The following is an 11,236-nucleotide window of genomic DNA, read 5'->3' as shown; positions in this document are numbered from 1 at the left end:
AAGTTTCAATCCACGCTCCCGCAAGGGGAGCGACATAGCCGACGTGCAAAGTTATTACCCGGCAATCATTGTTTCAATCCACGCTCCCGCAAGGGGAGCGACGTTTTGGTGGTCAACGACAACTACGAAACACTCATGTTTCAATCCACGCTCCCGCAAGGGGAGCGACGACAGCGGAGATTGCGAATAGGGTCTACAACTACCTTGTTTCAATCCACGCTCCCGCAAGGGGAGCGACAGTTTCTAATGAAAGTCTCTATTTTTCAATGCTTGTAGGGTTATAAAATGCGAAGTATCCTATATTTCAATTAAGCACTCTTCATTATTTACTTACTTTCTTCCAACATCGTTGAAATTCAAGTATCTGCGAAAACACTGGGGTTTTCATGTTCGCTTCAGCTTCGCAACCTAAATTACCATGGTTTCTTCAGGATCATATGTTTCTTTTGCCCCTACATGTTCAACCCTCTTTTTCCAATTTTTACCCAGAAAATAATATCTGAGGCTATCTTTTTCAGGATCTATTAGTTTTTCTATTTCATCCTTAAATATTGCGAATTCTGTTGGATCTAATAAACACTCAAATACTGAGTTTTGAACTCTTTGTCCCTTGTTGACACACGCTTTCGCTACTTGTCTTAACCTTTTTCTTCCTTCGGAATTTTCCGTATTTACATCGTATGTTACTAAAACCATCATTATTCATCACCACCTAACTCATCTTGAATGGTGGATATAATTCCAAATCTCCTCGAATATGCCTTGCCATTAACAGCGCCTGGCAGTAAGGTAGCAATCCGATTTCAACTTTTTCCTGCAAATATGGATGTGTGATTTGCTGCTGTTTACGCTTTTGCCATGCATCAATGACCGTCTTTCGTGGCTCGTCTTTCAGAAGCACAGCTCCTGTTTCTTTTATCGTAAAATCTTTTGGTAAAATCATTCTATTGTTAATTAAAGAGAGAACAAGTCTGTCCGCTATATAAGGTCGAAGTTCCTCCATTAAATCCAACGCCAAACTCGCTCTGCCAGGTCTTAGTCGATGTAAGAATCCAACTTGTGAATCTAATCCAACTGTTTCCAAGGCTGACGTGCAATCATGCACTAATAGACTGTAAGCAAAAGAAAGCAGTGCATTTACTCTATCCGTCGGCGGTCTCCTATTTCTACCTTTAAAGCTGAAGTCCTTGTTTTGATCCAATATTAAGCTTTGAAATACACTATAGTATGTTTTGGCCCCATCTCCTTCAATTCCACGCAGTTCATCTAGTGAATTGGATTCGAATGCTTTTTCCATCAGTCGCTTAAGATAATCTGCCGCTTTTTCTATTGAATTTATTTCGGGATTCATTCTATAGTCTCTGATAAATCTTCTCAACACCGTTCTGCAGTTTGACAATTTTCCAATAATAACACATTTAGCAATGTTGATGGAGCATTCATTATCATCATGCAGCTCATATTGACGCTTCCGAAGTAATACGTTTCCTTTGTTCGCTGGCTCTAATCTCGCTAGCAATCTGGCGTTTTGTGTGTGAAACGCAAGCGAAACTCCTTTTTCTGCACAAAGATTCATCAACGCAGGGCTAGCACCTGTGTATCCCATTGTTACTATGCTTTCCAAATTATGAACAGGTACTCGAAATTTTTTTTCATCTCCTACAAGCACAAGAACATTTTCACCTTCTTTCGCAAGATGAGCTTCGGTAGACGTAACGTAGAGGGTGTTTAATAGTTTTCTCACCGACCTCCGACCTCCCTCCTTAATCTTCCTTTAATATTTTTCTTATATAATGTGTTGCTTTTTGCCGCTTAAAAAGTTTTGGTTGACAATCTTCATACAAACTGCAGCTATCACAAGCTTTCCGATACTCAGCTGGTGGCGTTTGCCTCTCGAGGTAGCATCGATGCATTGCTTCAGCTGTTATCGCCGTTCTTTCTCTCAAAGCTTCGTCAAGCTGAACCATTTCCCTTCTGCGAGTCCTGCCATAAAAAATATTTCCGCTTTCAATTTTCATCCCATATGCTTCTTCCAAACACACAGCCTGGGCACACAATTGAACTCGGTCCCATGGAAATATTTTTTGTTGCCCAAATTTATATTCCACAACCAACGGCCTCCAATAACCAGCTCGGTCAGGAAGTTTGATTCCTTCTTCTGATTGATGATATTCAACGACGTCTGCTACTCCATATAGTTTTAAGGTATCTGATCTAATAGGTACAGCTCTGGAAATATAGAGATCCTTCCGTTTTTCGTGAAACTCCGGATCATCTACTTTTTCATGCAGCTTTCTCCCACCGAAGGTCAGTACATTTTCTCGCCAGCAGTTTTCCAGATGTATAAGTGCCCATTGACGTGGACAAAATGAAAAGTGCTGGATTCCACTCAACTGAAGATAATCCTTTTCCAGCATGAAAAGCCCTACTTTCCATCGATCATTTCCGCTTTTAAGCCTTCCAGCTCTTCCAGTTGAATATCGTAGTCATCAATATCTTTGGGTTCCGTTATCCCTTCAGCCAGAGTCACTTTGAAAGAACGATGAACTTTAGCTGATGAATACTGGCCTGAAGGGTTATCGTGCTCCCACCATACCAGTTTGTTTAATTCCATACTGCCTTCAGGCCTCGCTGATGATGCATCGTTTTCAAAAATATTTAATAGAGCATCTTTTAAGATATCAGCGTCCTCCCGGCTAAATCCAGTTTTCGTTGCTAATTGAGGATTGATGCTCCCATAGAAAACATAGATGCCGTGGTCGATCCGATGTTTCATTCCCATAGTATCAGAGCCACGCTTGGTTCCGTCCCCTTCACTGCTAACTGATTTCGTAATCTGAAGACTGGAGGTATTAACCGGCGTAACGCTAAATGCTGAATGGATAGAAACAGGCCCCCGAATACCAACAGAAACTCCTTTTGCTTTTTCTTTACCGGAGAAGGCGAAAAGCTGACCAAAGGCCCTCACATCAAACCATTTTTCACAGGATTCCTGAATCAAAGTTGTTTTATCTTTTGTAGCCTCCTTACTCAGTTCTCCTTCTGCTCTCTTGGAGAGGCTTGGGTAATCATCCACTTTGTAATCATCTGATTGAACAAAAATACCATGCCCTTTTTCTAAAATTCTATTTCTAATTTTTCTTTTAAGGCAAACATCGGAAATTTCACCAAGCCCTTCATAAGTTAATCTTGGCCTGTTGCCGTTCAGTGGGTCTCCGTTAGGATTAGCATTTTTCACTACTACTACACCTGCAAAATCAATCTTATTAGCAATGGACTTCATTACATGTCGCCTCCTTCAATTGTTTCTGTTTGTTCCTGCTCAACCTCTTCCTTTTTCCATAGTGCCCGTTTCTGGCAATGGTATCCGAGCAAAAACTCTCCGCTTAATTTTTTATCCGAAACAAAGTCTTCGCTGTCAAAGAGCTCCATCACTTCTGAAATTCGATTAGTCAGCCCTTTTCCTTTCCCACCCAGCCTTGCTTTATATGGTGCCAGTGATAATTCTATGTTCCTCCAAGTTGAAAACGGTCTTTCCGAAAAACGTTGCATCAGACGTAAGGCATTGGTTTGCCGTTTTTCTCCACCTTCTCGCAGTGCCCACTCTTCTAGACTGTCGGCCAGCGCCAATAATCTCCCATACAAGTAATCTCTCGATCTTCTTTTTTCTTCTAGTGCCAACGCATACCCCTCCTCTTCTTTAACATTTCGATACATCGAACAGGCAACGGTTAGTGCTTTCATCCATTCCCAAGATGCCTCGAACCCTACAGGATTGCACGCTCTTCGAATGACAGCTTCCATCATGTCTCTTGGTATTTTTTGCCCATCCAATAGGCATCTTACAATTCTTTCAAGCGCTTTCTTTCTCAAGTTATCATCTATTCTTTTGCCATAGACTGCTTCAGCTATATCGAAGGCACTTGGAGCCGAAACATATTCTTCTGGCACTGCCTCTTTGATTCTATCTGTCCACTTAGCTCCACGATATCGATGAATCCATGCTGTTTTTATATGCCAGTTTTCGACTCGTTTTACAAAACTGTCCGGTAACATTTCCCGATAAAGTCTAATGGATAGTCGTCCTGGTGTAGCCGAATCCATCATCATAATCATTATGTTTCTTGATGATTCCAGTTGTTTTTGATATCCGTACAAGCTTTTCCGTAAGCTTTCCGAAAATTCATCTGCCGTGTAACTGGATTTTTCTTCTATTCCTACAGCCATAAAAGATGCCGTGTCATCAGCCGGGTTTGGTGGATTGAATCCCTCCACTGCCCAAGTCAGAATCACCAAGTCATTACTTCTTACACCCTGTTTTTCAATCAGCCAACGAAGAGCGTTGTGAGCTTTCTGCGTCACTTCAAAGGAAACACCCGCAGCTTCAGAGGCTCCTTTAAAACGTCCACGGTACGTATATCCACTGGTATCATTAGAAGAAATAAGTTTCGCGCTATCCCCTTGGTTTCTTATTTTAGCGGGATGTCCCTGTGCCAGATTGCTGGTTTCACCGGTTACATAGCAAATATCTTGTAATGTTTGGTTATCAATATAGTAGTTAATCCAGGAATCGTAAACGCTTTCGTCCTTCCATAATTCACTTTGCCGTTCGCCAGGAATTTCCACTGCCCACCTAATAAGCGCTTTTGATTGAGGCTGGTCATTTCCAATAATACGCAACAATTCCGGCATATTATCTTTGTCATCTTTGGCCCAGGTCTCCAGCAGCATTCCATTATTTTCAATGCATAGTATCCCATCATTTACTAAATCGCCAATGAGTGTTCCTTTTTGAACATACTTAAAAACATTGATCACTTTTGGGTTCGCATGCTCCGAACAGCACCATTTTCCAAGTTCTTCCCGGTAAGAAAGATAAGGTTCCTGAGGTTTTTTCGAAAAGCCGGAAGTTACCTTTCCACCAAAATCAACAAAATCACCTGCCACGTATTGCAGACTATCTGCTAATGGGTGGTTTTGTGGTTTAGTACCTACTCTAAACGCCGATTTTTCTGTACAAGGAATAATGGTACGGCTATCTTCAGGCGCAACCAGTGTTGCTCGTTTATAGTTACCATCTTTGTCAAGGGTCACTGTAATGTGAGCTCTTTGAGTTGTGTGACAAATTGGAAGCAACACAGGGCTACCTTCGCCCATTATTCTACCCGCCAACTCTTTGTTAGTTTCATAAGTATCATACAGTTTTTGTATCCAGCTCATGAAAAATCCTCCTGCCATAAATCTCCCAAAGATAAATCTTCCTCCAAAGACAGAGAATCAACTTTTTCCGTAGGCATGGGACGAATATTCTTGCGAATGGTACATTCCTCCGGTGAAATAAAGTCGATAACCCCTTTTTGCATATGCGGTGTCCAAAATCGGGAAGAGAATAACTCTTCCCCTGTTTCATTAGGATAATCGAATCCATGAAACATCAGTCCAAAACTCAACTGATCGTATTCATCATAAAAGCCTTCCCCTTCACCAAACTGACAAGGTTCCACATAAGCTTGGCATTCTCTGGTTCCAAGAAAAATATCCCTGCGCCCCCCTCTTTCAATCATTCTCTTCGCAACAAAATAGTGTTTGTTTTCATTTCTGTCCTGTTTTAAGTCTTCTCGATGTTCGTTCCAGATAAAATGTGCCTGCACTTGATACTCCACATCTTTCAGATAAGTATAAATCGACAGTTCATTGCCCCCACCATACTTGATTGGCTTAACATTTTTACTTTCTGTCCGAATCGGATTCACAATTCTTACTCGATCGATGACCCATTGGATGGTGGGCTTCCAGTAAACAGATTCCAGAATTCCTTTTAATGCCTGGTAAGTCGGTACCTGGTAAGAAGATTTTTCACCTCCTATTCTTGTTAATGGATCCGAAAACAACGCATAACGACCATGCACTACAAAATCAACGGTGTTCTGTTTTTTCACGCTATCCCCCCTTCATTTTTATCGCCTAAGTTACTTACGTTACTAATGTTTCCAATATTTTTTCACTGTCACCAATCACTAAACCCTTTTCTGAAGAATAATTCCTACTATCCAGATAATAGATTCCAGAACCCTTCTGGGTTTCGAAAACAGTGCCTTGCTGGTTTAGTCGGTTCAGTTCATGCACATAACAATTCACTGAATATTGTTGCGCTCGTTTAATCCATTCATACGGGTATTCCCAAGTTTTCAAAGCGCATAGCTCCTGAATTATTTTTTCGCCTTCCTCACCATAGGGTACGATAACGCCCTGGGTTTTTCGATCGATGGCATGAAACGCTTTGGCTGCCGTCTGGAAAGACTGCTCTAGAAACAATTCGGAATATTCGCCATTCTTTCTTTTGTATGCTTCTCGTGCATTGTAATTGCTGGAAAGCAACTCATATAAAGTCCTATTCTTCAGGGTGTCTTCCTGCCCATTCAACAGGTAACTCATTTCTTCCTGACGCTGGAAGAAATAGTACTGGTAATATCGGTTCATTGCTTCCGTTCCAAGTATGTCGTAATCAAAGAAAGCCCGGTCATCCTCGTACTCACCAAGTACTCTTTTGGTGATTTCTTTCCCTTTTTGAATGTCTTTAAGATGTTTCAGGTTTTCGTCTGTTAATTCAAACAAGTATACTCTTCCTGTGCTTCTTTTCCCATGTCGATTGCATCTACCTGCCGCTTGTTGAATAGAATCCAGACCCGCAAGCGCTCTAAAGACTACATGAAAATCAACATCAACCCCTGCTTCGATTAACTGTGTACTGACACAAATAACAGGAGTTCCTATCTCCAACAGTTCACGCAAATTTTTTAAGGACTCCATCCGATGGGCAGGACACATACTGGTACTTAAGTGAAATAGCGGGATGCCTGTTGTCATTGACTTTATTTCATTAAATAATAACGAAGCATCTTTTTTTGTATTCATAATAATCAGTACGGATTGACCCTCTTCAACTTCTTCCACCACTTTTTCTGCAAGTATATCGTGTTGGACTCCACCTGCAGATTCGATATGCTCCACTGTACAACGCTTGAATTCCTTATAAAGCTTTTTAACATCACCAGTTATTTCACTGATTTCTTTGGATGGAAGCGCTCTTGATGCAGGTTCCACTTGATCCAATAACGGCTGCGTTGCTGTGCACAATACTAGGGAAGCACCACATCCTTTGATTAAAAACCGCATGGCTACATTGAACATATGGACACAACGTATTGGAAGTGTCTGTATTTCATCAAAAATAATAACTGAATTCGCCAACTGATGTAGCCTTCTCACCGAGCTGGTGCCAGATCCAAAAAGAGTTTCCAAAAGTTGAACCATGGTTGTCATCACTATCGGAGCATCCCAGTTTTGAGATAGTAGCTGGTATTCATCTGATTCAGAACTATCTGGGTGAAGATTGGAGTGATGTTCTAAAACTATTTGCCCTTCTTCCCCCTCTTTTTCCAGTATATCTCTAATGGTTTTGGCGTTTTGATCAATAATTGATGTATAGGGAATAATATAAAAAACATGATCCATCCGATGTTTTTCGGCATGATGCAATGCAAATCTTAAACTCGCCAAGGTTTTACCGCCACCAGTTGGAACCGATAAGCGGAATACGCCCTTATTCATAGCAGCTCTTTCCAGGCAATTGTTAGAAACTTGCTGGCGCTGTTCATCAATTTTGCTGATGGCTTCAAAAGAACTTATTTTGCTTTCAATTCGATCAATCAACGTTTTCCAGGATATATAGTGACCATCAGGTCTTTGAATTGCATGATTCGGGTTCATAAAGTCAATAGTGTCCGTTCTGTCCGCATCAATAACGGCCGAAAATAAAAATCGTGTTAACAACCCTAGCTTGAAGTAACTTTCCTGCCGACAATCAATTTCTTCTTTTGCCAATGCTAACAGCTTCTGTAAAGATTTTTCCAGTTTCTCTTCATCAAAACAACCGTTCAACTCCTGCAAAAACCAATCCGGCATATTCTCAACCACTTCATCCAGTCTCGTTTCAGTGTGATTTTTATTCATTCGTCGGAGAAAAGGACTCTCCCCACAAGGATCCAGGCAATCATTCAGTTCAGAATGATGAGAAGCTACTACTAGTGGAAGCATTGTAGGCGAAAGCAAGTTTTGGGAATTTATAACCATTTTTTGGTATAACCACTGACTTCCAGCCGTCGAATGATCTATTTTACAATTTGCAGGTAATTCATAAAACGTTTCCAGTCCTTCAGATTTTCTAATATATGCATTAAATGCTTGAGTTGCTTTTCCTAAATCATGCAAAAGGCCACATATTCTACCTGCGGAAGCCAAGCCAAATTTCGATGCTATTTTTTCTGATCTTTCGCCAACATTAAGTAAATGATCCCAAACATCTTGAACAGTACCATCTTCAGATCGATAATGAGCCATATAAGTGTTTATTTTTTGTTTATTTTTATGTGGCATACTCGTTCACCTTTTTCTAATATTATCTAGCATTGAATAGTTATATTCCTTATATATAGATTCTATGCTCTTCTAATATTTCCTTTATTTTTTCACTATTTTTAGAATTTATATTTGTACACAAAAAACCACCTGTGGTTCTGCCATCGTTCCACGGTAGCTTTAGTTTTATTTCAAGTCGTTAGAATATTTATAAAATAAATTAAAGACAATTTTTCATCTGTTTGGAGTTATAATTTTGATTAAAGTGTCCACCCATATCACTAATGGCATGTGCTGAAGCATATGCATTCGCAAATCCAAGTTTAATAGCATTTTCATCATCCCGATCACCAATCGTATTGATCGCTTTTTGTATTTCATTAAATTGAAATGATTCATTTATTTTAGTGGTTAAGTGTACCATCGGAATGATAATGTCAGACAGTCCCCCGGTAGATTGATTATTCTTAGCCTCTATGTAAATATATTTCTTCCACTCATTTCTGAGCTTTGTTTTAGTCTTAAGTTTTAAGTCAATAACATTAGCATTGTGCGCGCATTTGTTTCTGGCAAATTTTAACCCATTCAGCCAAGACTCAAGCTCTGTTGGTGTGCATTTAAATTCATTGGAAATACTTTCCCTGTTCTTATTAGACATCAGTTTATACAGTTGCAAAACCTCACCAAAGGTCATGACTTCTACTAACATCCAAATGGGAATTTTTAAAGTCAAGTTCTTAGCGGCTTGCTTTATCCATCCCTTTTACCACAAGCTAAGGACAAGTTGCCCCCGTTCCCAATGGTCTTGGTGTTCGCCCTGCATAGATGCCGTAACGCCTCACCAGCTTTTGATATTTGGCCGGGATATGCATGATGAGTTTTCCCATAAAGCTCTCGATGCTTTCCTGGACTTCTTCTCTTTTTTTACTATGGTGGTCGATGTACCAATAGGTAATTTGGTTTTCGCTTATGTCGATGATTCGCTGTTCTGCCATGGCGGGTCTGGCCAGGTATCGTCCGATGTACTGGGCGCTTTTCTTGGCGTTTTTCATCTTGCCTTCGGCGTAGACGTAGAATCCTTTGGGATATCTTTTGTAGTAGCTGCTGTATTCTTTCTTTTTATGGGGTTTCTTTTTCATCATGTAGCTAATTAATTTGTATTGCCAGATTTTTCGTAGGCTCTGGTAGTTGAAGTAATTTAGCTTTCCAAGTTCTTGCCCTCTTATCTTTATTTCTGGCACCAGGGCGTGGATGTGGGGGTTGTATTTCAGGTCTCGTCCAAAGGTGTGTACCACGCTGATCATTCCGGTTTGCCATAAAAGGTCTTTTTGTTTCCGGCGTTTCTTCTTATCGTATTTATCTCGATTTTTTTTTGGTTCACTCGATTAATGGTTTCTTCAATTACTTCCCAAGCCATATCTTGCAAATCTTTCAAACTTTCTTTGTGGTGAAAGAAGTAGCTTCGAAATTCTTCGGGGATGGTGAACACGCAGTGCCGATGGATGACGTCCCATAGTTTGGCTTTTTGCTTATCGCTCCATTCGTCGCTGTATCGTTTTCCACAACTGTTACAGAACCTGCTTTTGCAGGTGAACCCGTTGGTTTTTTCTTCGCCGCATTGGATGCATTTGTACTTCATGTATCCTTTTCCATGAAAAAACTCATTCCTAAGAATGAGTTACTATAAAAGATTTAAGAATTTATCAAGTGGTATATCAGCTTGCTCTAAATTACTTTTTAAGGTCCCTTTTGCAACTTTATCATGCATAGGTATAATTACTACTCTTGTAGGAATACCTAACTTCTTATATTTTGCATGGCTTCCTTTTCGAGAAACTTTACGAAAGTCAATTTTTTCTAAAGCTTTAATAATTTTATTAGGTGATAATATAGGATATTTAGACCCCATTATAATCCAATCTCCATGGTAGTCAAGAAAGTAGGGACATTAATATTTTTGGGGGTAGTATCTTCATAATACAGTTCAAGGGCTTCTCGCAAATTACTAATTGACTCTTCAATCGTTTTACCTTGCGAAGCAACACTATTTTCAATGCATTTAGCAACATACCAGTTATCTTCTTTTTGAACAAGGACAGTAACTTTAATACTCATAATAAGGCACCTCACTTTAAAGGTTTAATTATTCATAATATATCATAATGGGTTTAGAAATAAACATATTTTAATGTTAGGGTCAATTTATTGAACATCATCTAACAAGCCATTCCCACAAGGGGAGGCTCCTGATGAGTATCCCCTTGTGGGATGACTGCACTTCAGAATAAAGAAGAACCTTTGATCATTAGTGACAGTCGGATACAGCATCGATGGTTCGCCATTTAGTTGTTTCTTCAAACTGCCATTGATCCGGGCGAGTGACCCCATAAATAACTCGACTATGGCCAATAGCATAGCCAATAATACTGCCGAGAGTAGCAGGAACACCTAGTTGTAGACCTACCATTTCGATCAGCATGATGGCAGCCGCTACAGGAACATTGGCAACACTGGCTAGACTGGCAGCCATACCGGCAATTACCAAAGAAGCATTAAGACCGGCATCGGCAACTAAAATTGAAGAAAGCAAATTACCAGTAATGGCACCAAGAAATAAAGAAGGAATCACTAATCCTGCACTACCGCCAGACGCTACGGTGAAAGAAGTGGCTAACATTTTTCCTACTAATAGAAAGCACAAGAAAGCGATGGGAAAACTTCCGTTAATCATACCTTGAATCATAGCCGTTCCAGTTCCTCCAACGTCAGGCAAATAAAAAAGAAGGATTCCTGTTAAAATGCCACCAAGAATAGGATG

The 11,236-nt window shown here is 40.2% G+C and carries 13 protein-coding genes; all 13 read right to left on the bottom strand.

Going from position 1 to position 11,236, the window contains the following annotated elements:
* Nucleotides 1-408: 408 nt before the first annotated feature.
* On the bottom strand, nucleotides 409-699 hold the full coding sequence (gene cas2, locus BLV55_RS14150; protein ID WP_093315599.1) for a CRISPR-associated endonuclease Cas2: 291 nt from the start codon (nucleotides 697-699) through the stop codon (nucleotides 409-411).
* Nucleotides 700-712: 13 nt separating this feature from the next.
* A complete protein-coding gene (gene cas1c / locus BLV55_RS14145; protein WP_093315597.1) occupies nucleotides 713-1,744 on the bottom strand; it encodes a type I-C CRISPR-associated endonuclease Cas1c in 1,032 nt (343 codons plus the stop codon).
* A gap of 19 nt (nucleotides 1,745-1,763) precedes the next feature.
* Nucleotides 1,764-2,417, bottom strand: a complete 654-nt coding sequence (cas4, locus tag BLV55_RS14140; RefSeq protein WP_093315595.1) for a CRISPR-associated protein Cas4 — start codon at nucleotides 2,415-2,417, stop codon at nucleotides 1,764-1,766.
* Between the two features lie 8 nt (nucleotides 2,418-2,425).
* Complete coding sequence (gene cas7c / locus BLV55_RS14135; RefSeq protein ID WP_093315593.1) at nucleotides 2,426-3,283, bottom strand: type I-C CRISPR-associated protein Cas7/Csd2; 858 nt, start codon at nucleotides 3,281-3,283, stop codon at nucleotides 2,426-2,428.
* A complete protein-coding gene (gene cas8c, locus BLV55_RS14130) occupies nucleotides 3,283-5,220 on the bottom strand; it encodes a type I-C CRISPR-associated protein Cas8c/Csd1 (RefSeq protein ID WP_093315591.1) in 1,938 nt (645 codons plus the stop codon). Before cas8c ends, cas7c begins: the two co-directional genes overlap by 1 nt.
* Nucleotides 5,217-5,939 carry a type I-C CRISPR-associated protein Cas5c gene (gene cas5c, locus BLV55_RS14125; protein WP_093315589.1) on the bottom strand — a complete coding sequence of 241 codons (723 nt, stop codon included), beginning with the start codon at nucleotides 5,937-5,939 and terminating at the stop codon, nucleotides 5,217-5,219. The genes cas8c and cas5c overlap by 4 nt, the downstream gene beginning before the upstream one ends.
* Before the next feature lie 34 nt (nucleotides 5,940-5,973).
* Nucleotides 5,974-8,436 carry a CRISPR-associated helicase/endonuclease Cas3 gene (locus BLV55_RS14120; protein WP_093315587.1) on the bottom strand — a complete coding sequence of 821 codons (2,463 nt, stop codon included), beginning with the start codon at nucleotides 8,434-8,436 and terminating at the stop codon, nucleotides 5,974-5,976.
* Nucleotides 8,437-8,638: 202 nt separating this feature from the next.
* Nucleotides 8,639-9,151: an Abi family protein gene (locus tag BLV55_RS14115; RefSeq protein ID WP_093315585.1), complete on the bottom strand. Its 513-nt coding sequence runs from the start codon at nucleotides 9,149-9,151 to the stop codon at nucleotides 8,639-8,641.
* A 40-nt stretch (nucleotides 9,152-9,191) separates the two neighbouring features.
* A complete protein-coding gene (locus BLV55_RS14110) occupies nucleotides 9,192-9,722 on the bottom strand; it encodes an IS91 family transposase (RefSeq protein WP_093315583.1) in 531 nt (176 codons plus the stop codon).
* Nucleotides 9,719-10,057 carry a transposase zinc-binding domain-containing protein gene (locus BLV55_RS14105; RefSeq protein WP_093315582.1) on the bottom strand — a complete coding sequence of 113 codons (339 nt, stop codon included), beginning with the start codon at nucleotides 10,055-10,057 and terminating at the stop codon, nucleotides 9,719-9,721. The genes BLV55_RS14110 and BLV55_RS14105 overlap by 4 nt, the downstream gene beginning before the upstream one ends.
* A 42-nt stretch (nucleotides 10,058-10,099) precedes the next feature.
* Nucleotides 10,100-10,327, bottom strand: a complete 228-nt coding sequence (locus BLV55_RS14100; protein WP_093315580.1) for a type II toxin-antitoxin system HicA family toxin — start codon at nucleotides 10,325-10,327, stop codon at nucleotides 10,100-10,102.
* The gene (locus BLV55_RS14095; protein WP_093315578.1) at nucleotides 10,327-10,533 is read right to left on the bottom strand and encodes a type II toxin-antitoxin system HicB family antitoxin; all 207 of its coding nucleotides are present in this window, start codon (nucleotides 10,531-10,533) and stop codon (nucleotides 10,327-10,329) included. The genes BLV55_RS14100 and BLV55_RS14095 overlap by 1 nt, the downstream gene beginning before the upstream one ends.
* A gap of 190 nt (nucleotides 10,534-10,723) precedes the next feature.
* Nucleotides 10,724-11,236: chloride channel protein (locus tag BLV55_RS14090; protein WP_143033228.1), on the bottom strand; the 513-nt coding region annotated here is incomplete at its 5' end.

The organism is Tindallia californiensis (genome assembly GCF_900107405.1).
GTDB classification, from domain to species: Bacteria; Bacillota; Clostridia; order Peptostreptococcales; family Tindalliaceae; genus Tindallia; species Tindallia californiensis.
The sequence above is the reverse complement of the archived record's forward strand: the minus strand, read 5'-3'. Positions and strand labels throughout refer to the sequence as shown.

Excerpts from the sequence above, each read along its gene's own strand:
- cas2 (WP_093315599.1), bottom strand. The coding sequence starts at position 699 with ATGATGGTTTTAGTAACATACGATGTAAATACGGAAAATTCCGAAGGA.
- cas4 (WP_093315595.1), bottom strand. The coding sequence starts at position 2,417 with ATGCTGGAAAAGGATTATCTTCAGTTGAGTGGAATCCAGCACTTTTCA.
- cas7c (WP_093315593.1), bottom strand. The coding sequence starts at position 3,283 with ATGAAGTCCATTGCTAATAAGATTGATTTTGCAGGTGTAGTAGTAGTG.
- cas8c (WP_093315591.1), bottom strand. The coding sequence starts at position 5,220 with ATGAGCTGGATACAAAAACTGTATGATACTTATGAAACTAACAAAGAG.
- BLV55_RS14120 (WP_093315587.1), bottom strand. The coding sequence starts at position 8,436 with ATGCCACATAAAAATAAACAAAAAATAAACACTTATATGGCTCATTAT.
- BLV55_RS14110 (WP_093315583.1), bottom strand. The coding sequence starts at position 9,722 with ATGATCAGCGTGGTACACACCTTTGGACGAGACCTGAAATACAACCCC.
- BLV55_RS14105 (WP_093315582.1), bottom strand. The coding sequence starts at position 10,057 with ATGAAGTACAAATGCATCCAATGCGGCGAAGAAAAAACCAACGGGTTC.
- BLV55_RS14100 (WP_093315580.1), bottom strand. The coding sequence starts at position 10,327 with ATGGGGTCTAAATATCCTATATTATCACCTAATAAAATTATTAAAGCT.
- BLV55_RS14095 (WP_093315578.1), bottom strand. The coding sequence starts at position 10,533 with ATGAGTATTAAAGTTACTGTCCTTGTTCAAAAAGAAGATAACTGGTAT.